Origin of the sequence: Actinophytocola algeriensis (assembly GCF_014203735.1) — a bacterium.
Lineage (GTDB): Bacteria > Actinomycetota > Actinomycetes > Mycobacteriales > Pseudonocardiaceae > Actinophytocola > Actinophytocola algeriensis.
This window is the reverse complement of record NZ_JACHJQ010000003.1, coordinates 362222-382215: the sequence shown is the minus strand read 5'-3', so window position 1 is coordinate 382215 and position 19994 is coordinate 362222. Positions and strand designations below refer to the sequence as shown.

The 19994-nt window shown below is 70.4% G+C and carries 18 protein-coding genes; 10 read left to right on the top strand and 8 right to left on the bottom strand.

The window, feature by feature from the left end; genetic code table 11:
- The first annotated feature begins 36 nt into the window (after positions 1-36).
- Genes FHR82_RS14085 through FHR82_RS14075 form a run of 3 tightly spaced genes read left to right on the top strand, consistent with a single transcriptional unit; the run spans position 37 to position 3419 of the window.
- Positions 37-2085, top strand: coding sequence for a PhoX family protein (locus FHR82_RS14085; protein ID WP_184810834.1), 2049 nt, complete (start codon positions 37-39; stop codon positions 2083-2085).
- 9 nt (positions 2086-2094) lie between these two features.
- Positions 2095-2784, top strand: coding sequence for an SDR family oxidoreductase (locus tag FHR82_RS14080; RefSeq protein ID WP_184810833.1), 690 nt, complete (start codon positions 2095-2097; stop codon positions 2782-2784).
- Positions 2784-3419 (top strand): hypothetical protein, encoded by a 636-nt coding sequence (locus tag FHR82_RS14075; protein ID WP_184810832.1) that lies wholly within the window; start codon positions 2784-2786, stop codon positions 3417-3419. Before FHR82_RS14080 ends, FHR82_RS14075 begins: the two co-directional genes overlap by 1 nt.
- On the opposite strand, the gene FHR82_RS14070 is transcribed toward FHR82_RS14075, so the two are convergent.
- The 8 genes from FHR82_RS14070 to FHR82_RS14035 all read right to left on the bottom strand — a co-directional run bounded on the left by FHR82_RS14070 (position 3416) and on the right by FHR82_RS14035 (position 11498).
- The gene (locus FHR82_RS14070) at positions 3416-4717 is read right to left on the bottom strand and encodes an amidohydrolase family protein (protein ID WP_184810831.1); all 1302 of its coding nucleotides are present in this window, start codon (positions 4715-4717) and stop codon (positions 3416-3418) included. The two genes, FHR82_RS14075 and FHR82_RS14070, sit on opposite strands and share 4 nt — an antisense overlap.
- A gap of 46 nt (positions 4718-4763) precedes the next feature.
- Entirely contained in the window at positions 4764-5804 is a 1041-nt protein-coding gene (locus FHR82_RS14065) for a nitric oxide synthase oxygenase (protein WP_311771065.1), read from the bottom strand.
- Between the two features lie 240 nt (positions 5805-6044).
- On the bottom strand, positions 6045-6695 hold the full coding sequence (gene trmB, locus FHR82_RS14060; RefSeq protein ID WP_221463862.1) for a tRNA (guanosine(46)-N7)-methyltransferase TrmB: 651 nt from the start codon (positions 6693-6695) through the stop codon (positions 6045-6047).
- 62 nt (positions 6696-6757) lie between these two features.
- Positions 6758-7366: a hypothetical protein gene (locus tag FHR82_RS14055; protein WP_311771064.1), complete on the bottom strand. Its 609-nt coding sequence runs from the start codon at positions 7364-7366 to the stop codon at positions 6758-6760.
- A gap of 351 nt (positions 7367-7717) precedes the next feature.
- Positions 7718-8479, bottom strand: coding sequence for an ABC transporter permease (locus FHR82_RS14050; protein ID WP_184810830.1), 762 nt, complete (start codon positions 8477-8479; stop codon positions 7718-7720).
- A gap of 4 nt (positions 8480-8483) precedes the next feature.
- Positions 8484-9434 (bottom strand): ABC transporter ATP-binding protein, encoded by a 951-nt coding sequence (locus FHR82_RS14045; RefSeq protein ID WP_184810829.1) that lies wholly within the window; start codon positions 9432-9434, stop codon positions 8484-8486.
- Positions 9435-9663: 229 nt separating this feature from the next.
- Entirely contained in the window at positions 9664-10320 is a 657-nt protein-coding gene (locus tag FHR82_RS14040; RefSeq protein ID WP_184810828.1) for a response regulator, read from the bottom strand.
- A gap of 20 nt (positions 10321-10340) precedes the next feature.
- Positions 10341-11498, bottom strand: coding sequence for a sensor histidine kinase (locus tag FHR82_RS14035; RefSeq protein WP_446471772.1), 1158 nt, complete (start codon positions 11496-11498; stop codon positions 10341-10343).
- Between the two features lie 134 nt (positions 11499-11632).
- Here FHR82_RS14035 and FHR82_RS14030 point away from each other — a divergent pair, with 134 nt between their 5' ends.
- The 7 genes from FHR82_RS14030 (at position 11633) to FHR82_RS14000 (ending at position 19801) form a co-directional block, all read left to right on the top strand.
- Complete coding sequence (locus tag FHR82_RS14030) at positions 11633-12412, top strand: hypothetical protein (protein ID WP_184810827.1); 780 nt, start codon at positions 11633-11635, stop codon at positions 12410-12412.
- Positions 12391-12780: a GntR family transcriptional regulator gene (locus FHR82_RS14025; RefSeq protein ID WP_184810826.1), complete on the top strand. Its 390-nt coding sequence runs from the start codon at positions 12391-12393 to the stop codon at positions 12778-12780. Before FHR82_RS14030 ends, FHR82_RS14025 begins: the two co-directional genes overlap by 22 nt.
- Before the next feature lie 74 nt (positions 12781-12854).
- The gene (locus FHR82_RS14020; RefSeq protein WP_184810825.1) at positions 12855-14441 is read left to right on the top strand and encodes a dynamin family protein; all 1587 of its coding nucleotides are present in this window, start codon (positions 12855-12857) and stop codon (positions 14439-14441) included.
- A gap of 5 nt (positions 14442-14446) precedes the next feature.
- Complete coding sequence (grpE, locus tag FHR82_RS14015; protein ID WP_184810824.1) at positions 14447-14977, top strand: nucleotide exchange factor GrpE; 531 nt, start codon at positions 14447-14449, stop codon at positions 14975-14977.
- On the top strand, positions 14974-16812 hold the full coding sequence (locus FHR82_RS14010) for a dynamin family protein (protein ID WP_184810823.1): 1839 nt from the start codon (positions 14974-14976) through the stop codon (positions 16810-16812). Before grpE ends, FHR82_RS14010 begins: the two co-directional genes overlap by 4 nt.
- 89 nt (positions 16813-16901) lie before the next feature.
- Entirely contained in the window at positions 16902-17660 is a 759-nt protein-coding gene (locus tag FHR82_RS14005; RefSeq protein ID WP_184810822.1) for a hypothetical protein, read from the top strand.
- 314 nt (positions 17661-17974) lie between these two features.
- The gene (locus FHR82_RS14000) at positions 17975-19801 is read left to right on the top strand and encodes a phosphoenolpyruvate carboxykinase (GTP) (RefSeq protein ID WP_184810821.1); all 1827 of its coding nucleotides are present in this window, start codon (positions 17975-17977) and stop codon (positions 19799-19801) included.
- The last annotated feature ends 193 nt before the right edge of the window (positions 19802-19994 follow it).

The following is a 19994-nucleotide window of genomic DNA, read 5'->3' as shown; positions in this document are numbered from 1 at the left end:
CTTGGCAGGGAGCATCAGCCGTTCTACGGTCGGCTGATGTTCCCTGCTGATGAACGCAAACTTCTGCCACTGTTCACCGGCCATACACCTCGGCGTGCCGCCGCGACCTGCCGGTACCGCTGCGGCAACGCATGCGCCCACGAAGCGCCCAACACCTCGGACAACCCCTACTTCGGCGACGTCGTCCGCGAGATCGTCAGCCGCCGCAACGTGCTGAAGGCGGGTGCCGTCCTCGCCGTCGCCGGTGCCGGCGTGGGCGTGGTCGCCGCGCCGGTCGCCGCCGCACCGGGTAACCCGGGCGAGCCGGGACACGGCACCGGTCTCGACTTCGACCCGGTCGCCCCCAACACCCTCGACGCGGTGGTCGTGCCGGACGGCTACGAGCAGGACATCCTCATCCGCTGGGGCGACCCGGTGCTGCCGGGCGCACCCGAGTGGGACTTCGCGAACCAGACCGCGGCCGCGCAGGCCAAGCAGTTCGGGTTCAACAACGACTACTGCGGCCTGGTGCCGCTGCCGGGGCAGCACGGTCGGCACCGCGAGCGCTACCTCATGGTGTCCAACCACGAGTACACCAGCGAGAACTACATGTTCCACGGCTGGGACCCGGACAACCCGACCCGTGAGCAGACCGAGATCGCCTGGCAGGCGCACGGGCTGTCGGTCGTCGTCGTGGAACGCGACCGGCGCGGCAAGCTCGAGGTGAAGCTCGACCGGCACTACAACCGCCGGATCACGCTCACCACGCCGTTCACCGTGCGTGGGCCCGCGGCGGGATCACCACTGTTGCGAACCAACGCCGACCCGGCGGGCCGGACCGTGTTCGGCACGAAGAACAACTGCGCCGGCGGGGTCACGCCGTGGGGCACCATCCTGTCCGGCGAGGAGAACATCAACCAGTACTTCGCGAACGCCGACGCGGTGACCGACCCGGTCGCCCGCGCCCGGCTCGCGCGCTACGGCTTCCCCGCCGGCGCGACCGAACGCAAGTGGGAGCGCTTCGACGACCGCTACGACCTGGCCAAGGAGCCCAACGAGGCCAACCGGTTCGGCTGGATCGTCGAGATCGACCCGCTGTCGCCGCACGAGAACCCGGTCAAGCACACGGCCCTGGGCCGGTTCAAGCACGAGGGCGCGAACGTCATCATCGCGCACGACGGCCGGGTCGTCGCGTACATGGGCGACGACGAGCGGTTCGAGTACCTGTACAAGTTCGTGTCCGACGGCAAGTACAAGCCCGGCAACAGCCGCCACGCCCGCGAGCACAACAAGAAGCTCCTCGACTCCGGCACCTTGTACGTCGCCAGGTTCACCGGCGACAGCCCCGCCGCGGAGATCGACGGCTCCGGCCGCCTCCCCTCCGACGGCGAGTTCGACGGCAGGGGCGAGTGGATCCCGCTGGCGCACAACGACAAGTCCCTCGTGGACGGCTTCACCGCCGAGGAGGTGTACGTCTTCGCCCGCGCGGCCGCCGACGTCGTGGGCGCCACCAAGATGGACCGCCCGGAGGACGTCGAGCCGAGCCTGAAGAACCGCAGGATGTACGCGGCGCTGACCAACAACAGCGAACGCGGCAACCCCGGCAAGGAAGGCGCCACGGAGATCAACCCGCGCGTCAGGAACCGGCACGGTCACGTGCTGGAGCTGGAGGAACGCCGCAGCGACAACACGGCGACCACGTTCTCGTGGCAGCTGTTCCTCGTCTGCGGCGACCCGGCCGCCGACGACACGTACTTCGGCGGCTACGACAAGTCGCAGGTCAGCCCGATTTCTTGTCCCGACAATGTCGCGTTCGACAGCAAGGGCAACCTGTGGATCTCCACCGACGGCAACGCGCTGGACTTCAACGACGGTCTCTTCGCCGTGCCGCTGGAAGGCCGCGAACGCGGGCACGTGAAGCAGTTCCTGACGGTCCCGGCCGGTGCGGAGACGTGCGGCCCGATCATCGAGGACGACTTCGTGCTGGTGTCGGTGCAGCACCCGGGTGAGCTGGACGGCGCGAGCGCGGACAACCCGCTGTCGCACTGGCCGGACGGCGGTGACTCGCAACCACGTCCCTCGGTCGTGGCCGTCTACCGTTCGTAGAGTGGGGGCATGACTGATCGTCCGCTCGCTCTGATCACCGGCGCGTCGAAGGGGATCGGCCGGGCTGTCGCCGACTCCCTAGCCGGTACGCACGACCTGCTGCTCGGCGGCCGCGACGAGGAAGCACTCGCGTCGCTGGCCGCCGGGCTGCCGTCGGCCCGCCCGTGGGCGGTGGAGCTGACCGACGAGCGGGCCCTGGCCGCGGCCGTCGCGGACATCGACCGCCTCGACGTGCTCGTGCACTCGGCGGGCATCTCCCGCCTCGGCCCGCTGACCGAGGTCACGGCGGCGGACTGGCGCGAGTCGTACGAGCTGAACGTGGTCGCCGTCGTGGAACTGACCCGGCTCCTGCTGCCCGCCCTGCGCGCGGCGGAAGGTCATGTGGTCCTGATCAACTCGGGTTCTGGCATCAAGGCGAACCCGAAGTGGGGCCCGTACGCGGCCAGCAAGTTCGCACTGCGCGCGTACGCCGACGTCCTGCGCGCGGAGGAAGAGCCGAACGGCCTGCGCGTCACGTCCGTGCACCCCGGCCGCACCGCCACCGGCATGCAGAAGGCGGTCCGCGACTTCGAGGGCGGCGACTACGTGCCCGAGAAGTACATGCGCCCCGAGTCGGTGGCGGCGGTCGTCAAGGCCGCGGTCGACACCCCGCGCGACGCCCACGTGCACGAGATCGTGATCCGGCAGCCCAACCGCTGATGGACGACGACCCGGTTGGGGTACCGGAGGGGCTGACCCAGCGTGCCCGCGCGTTCGTGCGTCAGAACGGCGTGCGCGTCGACGCGCTCGACGTCACGCGGTGGCGGGAACCGTGGCTCGGGTTCGGCATCCCCGCCGAGGAGATCGACCGGGTCGCGGCCTACCAGCGCAGCTGGGGCGGGCTCGTCCTCCCGCCCGCGCTGATGTACGGCGGCGGTCCCCGCTACCTCAACGCCGACACCCCGGAGCCGTCGCCGGACGACGGCTGGTGGTTCGAGGCCGGTCTGCGGCGCACGGCCGTGCAGTACGGGTTCATGATCGGCCCGACCGGCGAGTTCGGCATCCACGGCGACCACTGGGTGCCGCTGCACGCGTCCGTCGAGGGCTGGGTCGAGTCGCTCTCGCTCGCCCACCACGCCATCGCCTCCGCACACCGGGTCACCCGCCTCACCGGCGACGAGGTGGAGATCATCGACCTCGACGAGTACGAGCTGGTGCCGGAGGTCGAGGGCCTGGCCGACTCGTGGTGGCGCGACGACGACACCCTCATCGCCGTCTACACGGGCGAGGCCGAGGCCTTCGCCGCCCAGGAACACCGCACGACGATCGTCTACGAGTTCGCCAGCAGCGGCTAGGACCTGCGCAGGCGGGCGGTCACCGCACCGGCCTGTGCCTGGACCTTCGCGCGCTCCACCTTCGTCGGCTCGTGGTCGGCCACCACCTGCTCGCCGCCCACCCACACGTCCCGCACGTTCCGCGCGCCCGCGCCCCACACGAGGTTCGCCAGCAGGTGCTCGTCCGGCACCGACAGGCCCGCCGCGAACGCCTCGGTCGACGTGTCGACGTGCACGACGTCCGCCCAGCGGCCGGCCGCCAGCACACCGATGTCCTCGCGGCCAAGGGCTTCCGCGCCACCGCGGGTCGCCATCAGCAGCACGTCCGCCGCGGTCAGCACCGCCGAGTCCATGGCCGACAGGCGGGCGACGAGCGCGGCAAGGCGCATCTCCTCCCACAGGTCAAGGTCGTCGTTGCTGGCCGGGCCGTCCGTGCCCAGCCCCACCGGCACCCCGGCCGCCCGCAGCTCCGGCACCCGCGCGATGCCCGACGCGAGCTTCGCGTTCGAGCCAGGGCAGTGCGCCACGGCGACGCCGTTGTCCGCGAAGATCCGGATGTCCTCCTCCGACAGGTGCACCGAGTGCGCCGCCAGCACCCGGCCGCCGAGCAGCCCGATCTTCGCCAGCAGCTTCGGCACCGACCCGTGCGACGCCCGCTGCGCCGCGTCCTCGCCCTGCGACTCCGCCACGTGGATCAGCAGCAACGCGTCCCGTGCGCGGGCGGCCTCCGCCACCATCGTCAGCGACTCCGGCGACAGCGTGTACGCCGAGTGCGGGCCGTAGCCGATCTCGATCCGGTCGTGCGGGCGCAGGCCGTCGACGTCGATGCGCGCGCTCACCTCGTCGAGCTGCGCGCGCCAGCTCCACCCTGCCGTGTCCACGATCGCGGGCCCCAGCACCATCCGCCCGCCGGTCGCGAGCACCGCGCGCACCACGTGGTCGGGCTGGAAGTACTGCTCGACGCTGGTCGTGATGCCGTTGCGCAGCATCTCCACCGAGCCGAGCAGCATCCCGGCCTCGATGTCCGACGGCACCAGCTTCGCCTCGGCGGGCCAGATGATCTCCCGCAGCCACCGCATCAGCGGCACGTCGCCGCCCATGCCGCGCAGGACCGTCATCGGGCTGTGCGCGTGCAGGTTGATCATGCCGGGCAGGAGGATGCCGTCCAGCGAACGCACCGGCGCGTCCGTCGCGGGCGCACCGTCCGCCGGGCCGACGTAACCGAGGCGGCCGGACGAGTCGACGTCCACCACCGCGTCGCGCAGGACAGCGCACGAAGGATCGCAGGGCAGGACGATCGGGGCACGCAGACGGAACATGCCGCGATCCTGCCAGGGCGGCAGCGGAGCGCCCCATCGGACACAGCTAGGGCGACGCGTCCTCCCACGTGGTGAACGACGGCCGGGAACCGCCGCCCGTCGTGGGCAGGAACCCGTCCACCGAGTGCTTGATCGTCACGCCGGCCGCGTCGAACGAGTGCACCACCGCGCGGTTCAGCTCCACCACCGCGCGGTCGCGCCACAGCGTCCGCGCGGACGTGGTGTCCAGGCCGAGCCGGTCGGCGATCACCCGCGCGAGGCCGTAGGCGGAGTCGTCGGCGAGCACGTCCTCACCGATCGCCTGGCAGATGTACACGCCGTTGTAGGGCGCAGCCGGGTAGGTGATGCCACCGATCCGCAGCCTGCGGTTGCTGATCACCGGCACCGCGTGCCACCGCAGCCCGAGCGTGGCGAACCAGGGCAGCTCCGGGTGTTCGAGGGGCACCTCGTGCACCACGTCCCTGGGCAGCGGGAACACCGCGACCCCTTCGTGCGGGGTCTGCACCACCAGCGGCAGCTTGTCGAACGCGGTGCGGCCGGTCGGCGGGCGCCAGCCGAGGCGGCACACGGCGGTCGTGAAGTCGACGTACCTGCGGTCGCCCAGCACGCGGCCTGGTTCGGCGTAGCCCGCGTACCGGACCAGCTGGTCGTTGCGGATCCGAGGGCCCGGCCGCCACGGGGTGTCCGGCGCGAACACGCTCACCATGGGCCGCACGGCGCCGTCGTTCGTCGACATCCGCAGGTGCTGCACGCACTGGGTGGCGACCTCGGTGCTGTCCCGGATCTGCCGCAGGTCGCGGACCAGCAGCCCGCGCCACGGCACGTTCGCCGGGCACCACCCGCTGTCCCGCAGCGCGAGCCGCGCGCCGTACGCCAGCTCGGCGGGCTTGTGGCGGTAGGTGCCCGTGGCCATGATCTCTTCGCGCACCTTCGCGAGCCGCGCCTCCACCTGCCCCGCCCTGGGTCTGGCGTGGTGGAACGCGCGGATGAACTCCTCGGCCTCGCCGTAGAGCGACTGCGCTCGCAGCCGCGGTCGCGCGGAGGCGGGCACCGGGGTGAGGACGGGCTCGTCGCGCAGTGCGGTCACACCATTGGGTATCGGCCCCGGTTGTGCAGTACTGGATTACCTGGACGTGTGGCGGGCCGGGTGAGAAAGCTACCGCCGGTTGGTCCGGATCCGGTCATTTCGCCGTCGCCGTGCTCCGTCGGGAACCCGCGGACCACCCAATCCGGTCACGGTGTCACTCACGCCGTCTTCCCTCGTCACGTGCTCGGCGCTGGCGCGCCTGCGCGCGCTCCTCAGTCCAGACGGCGCCCGCTCCTTCGCTCAGCTCACGGTCCGTTCGAAGATGAGGTCGCGGCTGACCCGGCCGTCCTGCTCGGCGCGGCTCTCGAACTTCGTCAGCGGCCGCCACACCGGCCGGGGCGCCCAACCACCCGGCTCGTCCGCGTGGCGGTTCCGCAGGCTTGGCTCGGCGGAGCACACCTCCATCATGTGCTCCGCGTAGTGCTCCCAGTCGGTCGCGAGGTGCAGCGTGCCGCCGGGCACGAGCCGCGACGCCACCACCGACACCAGCGAGGGCTGCACGAGCCTGCGCTTGTGGTGCTTCTTCTTAGGCCACGGGTCCGGGTAGAAGATCCGCACCCCGGACAGCGACTGCTCCGGCAGGTGCTCCTCCAGCAGCACGACCGCGTCACCGCGCAGCAGGCGCAGGTTCTTCAGGTCCGCGGTCTCGGCACGCATCATCAGCTGCGCGAGCCCCGGCTGGTACACGTCGACCGCGACGTAGTTGACCTCCGGCGCGGCCTCGGCCAGCGCGGCGGTGGTCTCGCCCATGCCGGACCCGATCTCCAGCACCACCGGCGCGGACCGGCCGAACCACGCGTCGAGGTCCAGCGGGCCGGGCGGCAGGGACGTGATGTCCCGGCCCATCGACGGCCACTGCCGTTCCCACGCGCGGGTCTGCCCGACGGTCATCCGACCGCCGCGGTTCACGAAGCTGACGACAGTGCGCCTGGGTGCGTCCACGGGTGGAGAGCCTAGGGGGCGAGCGATTCCACCCTCGCGAGGTTCGCGCGCAGGTCCGCGAGGCCGGCCACCGCGATCGGCGCCGTGCTGGCCTCGCTGGGGTGCACGCGGATCACGTCGATCCAGCCGGTGTGCCGGTCGGTCAGCATGAGGGTGGTGGGCACGCCGGGTGCGGTCAGCTTGCGTTCGGAGGGCACGTACTCCCAGAAACCGGAGTCGCCGTCGGCGCCCCAGGGCACGTACACCCAGCCGGTGCGGGCGGTGAGCAGCTTCGACACGCGGTCCTCGACCGTGAACCCCTCCAGGCGGGAGGTCAGCGTGCCCGCCGCGAGCGCACGCAGCCACCAGGGCGCTGGTGCGTCCGGGTCGGCCTCCTGGATGGCGCGGTAGAGCGTGAGGACCTGCTGCTCCGGGGCGCGGTGCAGCCAGGAGCGTCTGGTCTCCGCCGGGGTGGTGGCGTCGTTCTCCCCACCCCACTGTTCGACGGCCTGCGACCACTCGAGCCCGATCATGGGCTCGACCCGCAGCGCTTCGGCCGTGGACGGTTGGTGTGACGAGCGCCGTTGCTCCTCAGCCGCCGCGGCGGCATCAGTAATGGGGCCGGTGTCAACCACCGTCACAAGTCCACCTCCAGGTGCGCCCTGCAGTGGGGGCGGGTTGGGGACTACTGATTCGATCTGACCTCAGTAAACTGAGTCTGTCCGCACGCTGTGGGCAGGATCACGGCGGCTTTACGTGGTCTTAACCGCGCGGTGTGCTGTACAACACCAAATCCCGCCCACATGGCACATCGACCACCTAAGTCCGGCCGTTACCTTACGGTGGGCATCTTGTGGCTTTTTCACCCGTTTGGCAGACAAAATAAGGGACCCGAGCCACCCCCCGAAGGTGACCCGGGTCCCTTTCCCCCGTGACGGCGCAGCATCTATCTGGGGAGCGATCCCCCAGACCCCCGGTCCCTCCCCCGAGTGCTACGCGTCCCGCTTGTTGGCGGTGAACAGCGCCGCCAGCAACATGATCAGTGCGAACCCGGCGAAGTAGGCCAGCGACCACCACGGGCTCAGCGACGACAGCGACGGCGGCGGGCCCTCCTGGATCGGCCGGTTCGTGATGTCCGGGTCCCCGGTCAGGAACTTGTTGACCACGTAGAACGGCATCCACTTCTGGATGTCGTCGCCGACGTTCGGGATCAGCGCGACCAGGCTCTCGACGAGCAGCACGTAGATCAGCGTCAGCGACACCGCGCCCGCCGAGTGGCGGATCATGACACCGACCGCCACCGAGATGACCGCCGCCAGCGCGTAGACCAGGCCGACGCCCGCGGTGGCACGCCACTCGAACGGCGTGTTGATGGACAGGTCCGCGCCCGACTGGATGAGCTTGGAGATCCCGACCGCGCCGAACGCGGCCAGCTCACCGACGATGCCGGCGAACAGCGCGACGACGGTCGTCTTCGCGATCAGCGTGGCGGACCGGTTGGGCACCGCCTGGAACGTGGCCCGGATCGTGCCGAACCGGTACTCGGTGGTGATCGCCAGCGTGGCCATCACCATGATCACCATCAGGCCGAAGTTCATGCCGAACTGGGTCGAGGCGATCGTGGGCAGGTTCTCGGTGTCGACGCCGGCGAGCAGCGCGGCGAAGCCGATGGTGACCGCGAGCGCGGCCAGGGTGCACCACAGCGGCGACCGCGTGGTGAAGAGCTTGATGCGTTCGACTGCGAGCAGAGTCATCGGGTCACTTCCCCAGCGGCATGAGGTCGGCGGGCTGCGCCGGTGCGGCGTCGCCCAGCGCGGCGTGGTATTCGACGGCGTCGCCGGTGAGCTGGATGAACGCCTCCTCGAGCGAGCCGCGCTGCGGGCTCAGCTCGTGCAGTGCGACGTTCTTCGCGGCGGCCAGCTCGCCGATCTTGGCGATGTCCATGCCGGAGACGACCAGGCTCTCGCCGTCGTCGCGGATGCTCGCCCCCAGTTCGCCGAGCGCGGAGCGCAGCAGCGCGAGCTGCGGGCTGCGCACCAGCACGGTGTTCTCCGTCGCCTGCGCGACGAACTCCTCGGTGCTGCACTGCGAGATCAGCTTCCCCTTGCCGATCACGATCAGTTCCTGCGCGGTGAGCGCCATCTCCGACAGCAGGTGGCTGGACACGAACACGGTCCTGCCCTCCTCGGCCAGCCGGTGCATGAACCGGCGGATCCACAGGATGCCCTCCGGGTCCAGGCCGTTGACCGGCTCGTCGAACAGCAGCACCTGCGGGTCGCCGAGCAGCGCGGCCGCGATGCCGAGCCGCTGCGACATGCCGAGCGAGAACCCGCCGGCGCGGCGGTTCGCCACGTCGGTGAGGCCGACGAGGTCGAGCACCTCGTCCACGCGCTTGGGCGACAGCCGGTTGGACTTCGCGAGCCAGCGCAGGTGCGCACGGGCGGACCGGTTCGGGTGCACCCACTTCGCGTCGAGCAGCGCGCCGACGGTGCGCAGCGGGTTGTGCAGTTCCTTGTAGCGCTTGCCGTCGATGCGGACGTTGCCGCCGGACGGCTTGTCCAGGCCCAGGATCATCCGCATCGTCGTGGACTTGCCCGCCCCGTTCGGGCCGAGGAAGCCGGTGACCCGCCCCGACTGGACCGAGAACGACAGGTTGTCGACGGCGAGCGTCTTCCCGTATCGCTTGCTGAGGCCTTCTGCCTCAATCATGGTCTCTCCCTGAGATGTTGAGATGCTGCGCTCCGCAAGCTCCGCGAAGGTCGGTGTTCCCCATGGTGTGAATCCTGTCGGTACGCGGTGTTCGCGCACGTCCACCTGTGGTCGCCAGTTCGGGTCAACCGCTGGGAGTAGCCTCCATCAACCGAAAGGCTGGCGAAATCGGTTACCACCCTGAGGCAACCCTGATTCGGTGTCACCCTGAGGTAGGGGTAACCCCCGGTCACGCCTCGCCTGGGCGCACCAGACCGGTCTCGTACGCGAGCACCACGGCCTGCACCCGGTCGCGGAGGTCCAGTTTGGACAGCACACGGCCGACGTGGGTCTTCACCGTCGCCTCGGAGAGGAAGAGCTTCCGCGCGATCTCGGTGTTGGACAGGCCCTGCGCCATCAGCAGGAGCACCTCACGCTCGCGTTCGGTGAGCACGTCGAGCATCGAGGCGTCCCGCAGCTCCCCGCCCGTGGCGCCGAGGAACCGGTCCAGCAGGCGGCGGGTGACGCTCGGCGAGACGACCGCGTCGCCGGACGCGACCGACCGCAGCGCGGCGACCAGCTGCACCGACGGCGTGTCCTTCAGCAGGAACCCGCTCGCGCCGTTGCGCAGGGCGGACAGCGCGTACTCGTCGAGGTCGAACGTCGTCATCACGAGGACCTTCGCGAGGCCCCGCCCGGTGATCAGCTTGGTGGCCTCGACCCCGTCGAGCACCGGCATCCGGACGTCCATCAGCACGACGTCCGGGCGGTGCTCCTCCGCGAGCTCGACCGCCTCCGCGCCGTTGCCCGCCTCGCCGACGATCTCCATGTCGTCCTGCGCACCCAGCACCATGCGGAAACCGACACGCATGAGTTCCTGGTCGTCGACCAGCAGCACCCGGATCACGTAGCCCAAACTAGTTGCCCCTATATGTTGCCGAACGGCAGGCTCGCCGTCACCTGCCAGCCGCCTACCGAGCGCGGCCCTGCCTCGAGCGTGCCGCCGAACACCAGCGCCCTCTCCCGCATGCCGATCAGCCCGTTCCCGCCGGACACCCCGACCAGTGATCTGCTGGACCGCCGTCCGTTGTCCACAATGGACAACTCGACGCGGTCGCCGGTCCGCTCGACGCGCACGGTCGCCGCGGTGCCGGGGCCCGCGTGCTTGAGCGAGTTCGTGAGCGCCTCCTGGACGATCCGGTAGATCCCGAGTCCCACGCCGGCCGGCAGGTCGTCCACGTTCCCGACGATGTCGAGCTGCACCGGCAGCCCCACCGCGCGCACGCGCGCGGCCAGTTCGGAGAGCGACTGGGTGCCGGGCTGCGGGGTGCGTTCGCCGCCGGTGTCCTCGCTGCGCAGCACGCCGAGGAGGCGCCGCAGCTCGGTGAGCGCGTCCCGCCCGGTGCCTGCGATCGTCTTCACGGCCCGCTCGGCGAGCTCGGGCTGGGTCCGCACCGCGTAGGCGGCACCGTCGGCCTGCACCACCATCACGCTGACCGCGTGCGCGACCACGTCGTGCAGCTCACGGGCGATGCGGGCGCGTTCCTCGGCGACCGCGATGCGCGCCTGCTGACCCCGCTCGGTCTCCAGCAGCCGCAGCCGTTGCTCCAGCTCCGCGTGGTAGGCGCGCCGCGCCCCGACGAACTCGCCGAGCGCCCAGGAGAACGCGAGCGACAGGTTCACGACGATCAACGTGGTGATCCACTGCTGCGGGAACTGCCACGGCGACTGCACGAGCGTGATGACCTCGTTGACCGCGAAGAACAGCAGCGCGCTGCGCCTGCTCACGTACGCGACCAGCGTGTACAGCGCGATGCACGTGGTGAACATGCTGGCGATGCCGATCTCCAGCACCGAGTGCGCGACCCCGATGCCGAGCGTCAGGTAGGCGGCGGTGATCGGGTACTTGCGCCGGAACACGAGCGGCGCCACCACCCCGAAGACCAGCGGCAGCGTGATGTACCAGGGCTCCGGCTCGAGCTCCCCTTCCGGCGACACGGCGACCCGGCTGATGTAGAGGAGCAGGTCGAGCGACGCGATGAGGGCGGCGAGCAGCGAGTCCCCGACCATGGGGTGTGCCTTCATCCACAGGCTGAACCGCCGCACCCGCTCAGCGTAAGCAGCCCCGGCCGCCAACGGCGTCAGGCCGAGGTCTGATCGCGCGTACGCCGCACGGCTGACGGCGTTGCTGATACTTTGTATCAAAGGGGTGATACAAAGTGGCGCACTGGCTCGAGACCTCCGTCCTGCCCGCCGCCCTCGCGGCCTGCCTGCTTCTCCTCGTCCTCTGGCCGACCAAGCACAGCGGCGGGCGGCTCCTCCAGCGGTGGGGCGTCCCGCGACCGGAACCGGCGCAGGTCACCGAGGCGGTCCGCTACCTCCGGCAGCGGCGCGTCCTCTACGTGGCCCTCTTCCTCCTGTTCCCCTCGGTGGCCGGCGCGGTAGACAGTGGTGACAGTCCCGCGGGCGTCGTGATCCTCGTCCCGCTGCTCGTCGCCATGCTCGTCGCCGAGGCGATCGCCACCCTGCGGCCCGTGTCCGGTGTCCGCACCGCCTCGCTCGACCGGCGCACCTGGCGGGACCTGGTTCCCCGCTGGGCCGTGCGCACCACCGTGGGCGGTGCGGTCGTCACCGCCGTGCTCGCCGTGGCAGGCGCCTCGTGGCTCACGCTCGGGTACGTCCTCGCGTGCCTCCTCCTCGTCTGCGGGCTCATCGCGCTCGCGGTGCGGCGGCCCGCCGTGGACGACGAGGCCGTGGACGCCGCTCTGCGGACCAGGACCGCGCGGGTCGCGGTCGGGATCGGGTTCGGCTGGCTCGTGACCGCGCTGAGCATCGCCTTCGGGCAGTTCCAGGACCGCTGGTTCCCCCAGGATCCGTTGTGGTACGAGCCCGGCGACAACGTGCTCACCATCGCCCGCGTCGCGGTCATCGTCGCGGCGCTCGTGTGCTGGCACTGGGTGGCGGTACCGAGCAGACAATGGCCGGCCACCCGTCCGTGAGCGGGCCGCGGATCACCGTCGACCCCGAGAGCGGGGTCGCGCCATGGCGGCAGGTGCGCGACCAGCTGATGCACCTCGTCCGCGTTGGCGCCCTGCCGGTCGGTGCGCGGCTGCCGGCGATCCGCCAGCTCGCCGGTGACCTCGGGCTCGCAGCGGGCACCGTCGCGCGGGTCTACCGGGAGCTGGAGGCGGACGGAGTGCTGCGGACCGCACGCAGGCAGGGCACGGTCGTGGCGAGCGTGCCCGCCGCGCCGGGCAACGAGCTGGCGCTCGCCGCGGCCGCGTACGTGGCGCGGGCCGTGGAGCTGGGTGCCGACCCGCACACGGCCGCGGCCGCCGTGTTCGCCGCGTGGCCGTCCGATCGGTAGGACCCGGCCCGCGTGCGGAGCCGTCATGGCACGATCAACCCTGCACGGACGCTTGTTGTTCGAACGGGGGTGACATGACGACGGCTACCGAGCAGCAGCACCTCGCCGGTCCGTTGTCCGCCGCGGTGGCCAACCTGTGCACGCGCCTGCAGCCGCAGGTCTCCGCGCGTACGGCCGCCGGGTTCCGCGAAGTGCTGCGGCGGCTGTCGGCACCACTGCAGGTCGCGGTCGCCGGGCGTATCAAGTCCGGCAAGTCCACGCTGGTCAACGCCCTGATCGGGCGGCGGGTCGCGCCGACGGACGTCGGTGAGTGCACCCGGCTGGTCACCCGCTTCCAGTACGGCACCGTCGACCGCGTCGAGATCGTGTTCGACGACGGGCGCAAGCAGGTGCTGCCGTTCTCGGCGGACGGCATGATCCCCAACGACCTCGAGGTCGACTTCGACAAGGTCTCGCACCTCGAGGCGTACCTGACCAACGCCGTGCTGCGCGACCTCACGGTGATCGACACGCCCGGCCTCGGCTCGCTGGACGCCGCGTCGGTCAAGCGCACCGAGCAGCTCCTCGGCGCCGCCAAGCACCGCAAGCCCGAGGACGGTGCCGACGGTGCGGATGATGACGAGGGCTCCGACGACCTCGACGACACCTCCCGCAACGCCGTCGCAGGCGCGGAGGCCGTCCTCTACGTCGTGACGCAGGGCGTCCGGGCCGACGACCAGCAGGCACTCGCCGCGTTCACCGCCGCCACCGCGTCCCGCGAGGCGGGCCCGGTCAACGCGATCGCCATCCTCAACAAGGCCGACACGATCGCGCCGGAGTCCGTCGCTGGTTCGGACGGGGACGTGTGGAAGGCCGCCACACTGCTCGCCGAGAAGCAGGCCGCCACGCTGAAACCCCGCGTCGCCGACGTCATCCCGGTCATCGGCCTGCTCGCCGAGTCCGCCGAGTCCGGCGGGTTCACCTCCGCCGACGCGGACGCGCTGCGCGCACTGTCCAAACTGGACGACGCGACCTGGGAGACGATGCTGATGTCCGCGGACATCTTCGCCACCTGGGACTGCGAGGTGCCCACGGCAACCAGGACGCTGCTGCTCGAGAAGCTCGACCTCTACGGCATCCGCACCGCGGTCGACGCGCTGCGCCGCGACCCCGACATCACCGCGGGCACACTGCGCCGCGTGCTGCTGACCGCGTCCGGGCTCTCCGGCGTGCGCGGCAAGCTCGACGCCGTGTTCCGCGCCCGCGCCGACGGCATCAAGGCCGCCGCCGCGCTCGCCTCGGTCACCGCACTGGCCCAGGCCTCCGGTGATCCCGGTGAGCGGCAACGGGTCCACGACGCGATCGAGGTGCTGCTCGCCAAGCCGGAGGCGCACCAGCTGCGCCTGCTGGAGGCGCTCACGCTCGTCACGTCCGGTGCGGTCGCCATGCCGGAGGACCTCGCGGAGGAGGTGCTGCGGGTGGGCAGCAGCGCCGACATCGGCGAGCAGCTCGGGCTGAAGGGCAGACCCGCCAAAGAGCTTTCCGCCTACGCCCTGGAGCGGGCCGGGTGGTGGCGGTCGTTCGCGTCGTTCGGCGCGACACCGGCGCAGAGCCGCGTCGCACACGTGGTGCACCGCGCGTATTTCCTTATCTGGCAACAGCTTCGCGAACAGGCGGGGTGAGGCACATGGCATCGTGGTTCAAGCGCCGCGACGGTGAGGACACGGTCGACGAGGCGGAGACCGACCCGACGATCGAGGTGAAGGCACAGGTGATCGCGGACGCGGTCCGTGCCGCCGACCAGCAACAGCAGGCACAGGCGGGCTCTGCCGCCGGGATAGCGTCCGACGGCCTGGTGGCGGGCGGTGACTTCGTCGAGCCGGACGAGACGCCGCAGAGCGCGGCGGCCATCGCACTCGACCAGGCGCTCGCCGAGCGCAGGTCGCTGGTGCAGCTGTGCCTCTACGCGCTCGACCGGGCCAAGAGCGCCGGTGTGGCGGAGCGGCTGCAGGAGGGCCTGGCCGGCGTCGGGGTCGACGCCATCCGCCCGGACGGCGTCCGGTTCGACCCGGCGCACCACGAGGCGGGCGGCACCGTCGCCACCACCGACGAGACCCTCGACGGCGTGGTCGCCGAGACCGAGGTCGTCGGCTTCGCCGACCGCGGCGAGGTGCTGCGCGTGCCGATCGTGACGGTGTACAGCAAGGGCGCGTCGTGACCGCGCCAGCGCAGCAGCAGAAACCCTCGTTACCCCAGCAGGTCAAGGCGACCCGCGAGAAGCTCCTGACGCTGCTCAAGGACGTCAACCCGGACTCGGCCCGCTGGGTCGAGGAGATCAGGGGCAAGCGCAGGAGCGCCCCGTCCGCGGTGGTGGTCGGCGAGACCAACCGCGGCAAGAGCTCGCTCGTCAACGCGCTCATCGGCCAGTCCGGGCTGTCGCCGGTGGACGCCGAGGTGGCCACCGCGACCTACCTGGTGTTCGGCCACGCCGAGGAATGGCAGGCCCGCGCCTGCTACCCGGGCCAGGTCGCGCCGGTGCCGATCGAGCTGCCGGAACTGGTCAACTGGGTGTCCGCGGCGCACGAGCTGCCCGGCAACCACATCCCGCCCAGGTACGTGGAGATCGACGGCCCCTCCGAGCTGCTCGGCAAGGTGTCCGTCGTGGACACGCCGGGCGTCGGCGGCCTCGACTCGATGCACGGCGAGCTGGCCAAGGAGGCCGCCGCCTCCGCGACCGCGCTGCTGTTCGTGGTGGACGCGTCCGCGCCGTTCACCATCGGCGAGCTGAACTTCCTCGCGACCGTCGGCGAGAGCGTCGAGACCGTCGTGTTCGCGTTGTCCAAAGTGGATGCCTACCGCGGCTGGCGCCAGGTGCTCGAGGAGGATCAGGCGCTGCTCGCCGAGCACGCGCCCCGGTTCGCGGGCGCCAAGTTCCACCCGGTCTCCGCCCGGATGTACGAGATGGCCGCGAAGGCACCCAGCCCCGAGGCCGCGGCCATGCTGCGCGAGCGGTCCGGTGTGGAGGAGTTGCGGTCCGCGCTCGAGACCCTCATCGGTGGCCGGTCGGCGATGCTCGGCGAGGCCAACACCATGCGTGCCCTGTCGACCGCGCTGGCCGAGCTGCAGGTCCGGCTCGAGTCCGAGAAGCGCGCCCTGTCGACCGGTGAGGACGAGGCCGAGAAGCTGCGCGCCCGCAAGGACGAGCTGACCTCGGAGCGGCGGTCGTCCACCAAGGGCTGGCAGGTCCGCATGCGCTCGGAGATCCAGCGCACCCGCGTCGAGAACAACCACGAAGTGCAACGGCAGATGCGCGACGTGCAGTCGTGGTTCCGGCAGGCGATCGACGCCGCCGACCGGGACAACCTGCGGGAGCTGCCCGCCCAGGTGGACGCCGCGCTGCAGATGGTGTCCGGCCGCATCAGCCAGTCCGTGGCCTTCCGGCTCAACCAGGTCGCCGAGATCGTGCTGGGCGAGCTGTTCACGCCCGACGAGCTGTCGGTGATCCGTGCCCAGTTCGCGCGGACTGGGCAGCCCATCGTCGTGCGGCCCGCAGAGAAGCGCCCGCCCACCACCGAGGACAAGCTGCTCGTCTTCATGGGTGCCACCGGCGGGCTCAGCGCGGGCAAGATGGCCCTCCTGCCGCTGGCCGGTGTGGTCGCGGCGCCGATCCTCCTCGTGCCGACGATCGCCATCGCGCTCGGCGCTGGCTGGTGGCTCTCCTCGACCCGCAAGCACTCGGCCAACAAGCAGCACATGAAGCAGTGGCTGACCGAGGCCATCGCCGACGCGCGCTCCACTGTGGACCAGCTGCTGGCCGAACAGCTCATCGAGGCGGAGCAGCAGCTGTCGCTCTCCCTCGACGAGGCGCTCGGAAAACGCATCACGGGTATCGAAGAAGAGCTGCGTGAGGTAGACAAGGCACTGCGACTGGACACCGCGGAGCGGACGAAGCGCCTCAACGCGGTGAACAAGCGCCTGACCGACGTCAGCGCCGGCCGGGACCGGGCGGAGAAGCTCCTCGCGAGCATCCGGTCCGTACGGGACCGGGCCTGACCTCCGCCATGAATTGTTGAGGGAACCGACCGGCCCTACGGTCAGTCATACCTGCCAGAAAGCCAGAAGAACACATAAGGGGGCACCCCGTGTACGTGGACGACGACACCACCACCGACACGACCGACACCACCGAGGACACGACTGACTACAGCGACGACTCGTCGGCCACGACCGGCGACGACGAGCTGACCGTCGAGATCGACGGCGAGGAGTACACCGCCGAAGAGAACGTCGACATCGACGCGGACGGCCAGAACGACGCCGCCGTGGTCGAGACCGAGGACGGCTACCTCGCGTTCGCGGACACCGACGGTGACGGGACCGCCGACGTGGCCGTGGAGTACGACGCGGACGGCAACCCGATCGCGGGCGCCGAGTACGACGCGACCACCGGCGAGTGGACCGAGGAGGACGTCGAGACCCTCCCGACGCCGACCGGTGACGGCGCTGACGATGCCGATGGGTCCGGCACCGACAGCACCGACACGACCGACTCGACGGACACGACCGACACGACGAGCACCGACGGTGAGAGCATGACCGTCGACCTGCCGGGTGAGGACGTGGACGCGGGTCCGGCCACGTACGACACCGACGGTGACGGCGACAACGACACCTCGGTCGTCACGGACGCGGACGGCACCACGTACGCCTTCACCGACACCGACGGCGACAACGAGGCCGACCAGGCAGTGATCATCGAGGCCGACGGTGACGTGACGGTCGCCGAGCACACGGGCGAGGACGAGTGGACCACCACCGAGGAGGGCCACATCGACTCCTCCGGCGAGTACGTGCCGGACAGCGGCGCGTCGTCCTCGGACGCCGTCTGGGCCGAGCGGTGACCTGAACCACTCGGTCACCAAACAGCTACGCAGCCGATCCCGGCAGGCGCTCTGCCTGCCGGGATCGGCTTTTGTGCGGTAGACCACTCGTACATCTGTGTACTGAATCGATATCCGAATCGGTCTTGTGGCAGAGCCGACACGTCAGCTCTCGTTTGAGTGGTCGTCACCTGGCTAACCTCATTGACATCCCCAAGCGAAGTCCCGTTCGGAGTCCGGACGGGGGCGTCGCCGTTCACTCAGGACGCCGAAGTCCGGATCGACGGACAACGGCGTCCTGAGTCATTCGGTGTCCAGTCAGGAGATGAAGCGAGATGACGGCAGTGGCAATCCCAGGTGTCGATAGCGCACCGACGACGCACGAGCGGCTTCTTTCCTGGGTGCGGGAGGTGGCCGAGCTGACCACTCCGGACCGCGTCGTCTGGGTGGACGGCTCCGACGAGGAGTGGACCCGGCTGACCGACGAACTGGTCGAAGCGGGCACGTTCACGCGTCTCGCCAAGAAGCCGAACTCGTTCTGGGCTGCCTCCGACCCCGACGACGTGGCACGCGTCGAGCAGCGGACCTTCATCTGCTCCACGAACCCCGACGACGCCGGTCCCACCAACAACTGGATGGACCCGGCCGAGATGAAGGCCACGATGACCGAGCTGTACCGCGGCTCGATGCGTGGCCGGACGATGTACGTGATCCCGTTCTGCATGGGCCCGCTGACCGCGGACAAGCCGATGCTCGGCGTGGAGATCACCGACTCGGCCTACGTCGTGGTCTCGATGAAGATCATGACCCGGATGGGGACCAGGGCGCTGGAGCAGTTCACCGCGCCCGACGGCACCGAGCGTGACTTCGTGCCCGCGCTGCACAGCGTCGGCGCGCCGCTCGAGCCCGGCCAGGACGACGTGCCGTGGCCGTGCAACGAGGAGAAGTACATCTCCCAGTTCCCCGAGACCCGCGAGATCTGGAGCTACGGCTCGGGTTACGGCGGCAACGCGCTCCTGGGCAAGAAGTGCTACTCGCTGCGGATCGCGTCGGTGCAGGGCCGGGACGAGGGCTGGCTCGCCGAGCACATGCTGATCCTCAAGCTGATCTCCCCGGAGGACAAGGTCTACTACGTCGCCGCCGCGTTCCCCAGCGCCTGCGGCAAGACGAACCTCGCGATGCTGGAGCCGACCATCCCTGGCTGGAAGGTCGAGACGCTCGGTGACGACATCGCGTGGATGCGCTTCGGCGACGACGGCCGCCTGTACGCGGTGAACCCGGAGGCCGGCTTCTTCGGCGTCGCGCCCGGCACCGACTACCACACCAACCCGAACGCGATGCGCACGATCGAGAAGGGCAACTCGATCTTCACGAACGTCGCGCTGACCGACGACGGCGACATCTGGTGGGAGGGCATGGGCGAGAAGCCCGCGCACCTCACCTCGTGGAAGAAGCAGGACTGGACCCCGGCTTCCGACGAACTGTCGTCGCACCCGAACTCGCGGTACTGCACGCCGATGTCGCAGTGCCCGATCCTCGCCCCGGAGTGGGACGACCCGAAGGGCGTGCCGATCTCGGCGATCTTCTTCGGTGGCCGCCGCGCCGACACCATCCCGCTGGTGACCGAGTCCCGCGACTGGCAGCACGGCACGTTCATGGGCGCCACGCTGTCGTCGGAGACCACCGCCGCCGCGAAGGGCAAGGTCGGCGTCGTGCGCCGCGACCCGATGGCGATGCTGCCGTTCATCGGCTACCACGCCGGTGACTACTTCCAGCACTGGATCGACACGGGCAAGCGCGCCGACGCGGACAAGCTGCCGAAGATCTTCTACGTCAACTGGTTCCGCCGCGGCGCCGACAAGAAGTTCCTGTGGCCGGGCTTCGGCGAGAACTCGCGCGTGCTGAAGTGGGCCGTCGAACGCCTCGAGGGCAAGGCCGCCGCGGTGGAGACGCCCATCGGCTACGTCCCGACCGCCGCCGACCTGGACCTGTCGGGCCTCGACGTGTCGAAGGACGACGTCGAGGCGTCCCTGAGGTTCGACGCCAACGAGTGGCGCGCGGAGATCCCGCTCATCGAGGAGTGGTTCGAGAAGATCGGCGAGAAGCTCCCGACGCTGCTGCGTGCGGAGCTGGACGCACTGAAGACCCGCCTGGCCGGGTAGTCGCACGACGAGAAACGGGGACCACCTGCGGGTGGTCCCCGTTCTGTGTGCGCGGTGTGGCACTCGCGGGTCTGCTCCTCGTGGGGCGTCACCCGGCCGAGCATCACCGATCGGGTTGGGCGCTCCTAGTTTGTCCACAGCCTGTGGATAACCCTGTGCACAGCCTGTGGAGTCGACCCCCAGGTCGTGACCA

Excerpts from the sequence above, each read along its gene's own strand:
- FHR82_RS14050 (WP_184810830.1), bottom strand. The coding sequence starts at position 8,479 with ATGACTCTGCTCGCAGTCGAACGCATCAAGCTCTTCACCACGCGGTCG.
- FHR82_RS14075 (WP_184810832.1), top strand. The coding sequence starts at position 2,784 with ATGGACGACGACCCGGTTGGGGTACCGGAGGGGCTGACCCAGCGTGCC.
- FHR82_RS14045 (WP_184810829.1), bottom strand. The coding sequence starts at position 9,434 with ATGATTGAGGCAGAAGGCCTCAGCAAGCGATACGGGAAGACGCTCGCC.
- FHR82_RS14080 (WP_184810833.1), top strand. The coding sequence starts at position 2,095 with ATGACTGATCGTCCGCTCGCTCTGATCACCGGCGCGTCGAAGGGGATC.
- trmB (WP_221463862.1), bottom strand. The coding sequence starts at position 6,695 with ATGACCGTCGGGCAGACCCGCGCGTGGGAACGGCAGTGGCCGTCGATG.
- FHR82_RS14000 (WP_184810821.1), top strand. The coding sequence starts at position 17,975 with ATGACGGCAGTGGCAATCCCAGGTGTCGATAGCGCACCGACGACGCAC.
- grpE (WP_184810824.1), top strand. The coding sequence starts at position 14,447 with ATGGCATCGTGGTTCAAGCGCCGCGACGGTGAGGACACGGTCGACGAG.
- FHR82_RS14025 (WP_184810826.1), top strand. The coding sequence starts at position 12,391 with ATGGCCGGCCACCCGTCCGTGAGCGGGCCGCGGATCACCGTCGACCCC.
- FHR82_RS14085 (WP_184810834.1), top strand. The coding sequence starts at position 37 with ATGTTCCCTGCTGATGAACGCAAACTTCTGCCACTGTTCACCGGCCAT.
- FHR82_RS14035 (WP_446471772.1), bottom strand. The coding sequence starts at position 11,498 with ATGAAGGCACACCCCATGGTCGGGGACTCGCTGCTCGCCGCCCTCATC.
- FHR82_RS14020 (WP_184810825.1), top strand. The coding sequence starts at position 12,855 with ATGACGACGGCTACCGAGCAGCAGCACCTCGCCGGTCCGTTGTCCGCC.
- FHR82_RS14070 (WP_184810831.1), bottom strand. The coding sequence starts at position 4,717 with ATGTTCCGTCTGCGTGCCCCGATCGTCCTGCCCTGCGATCCTTCGTGC.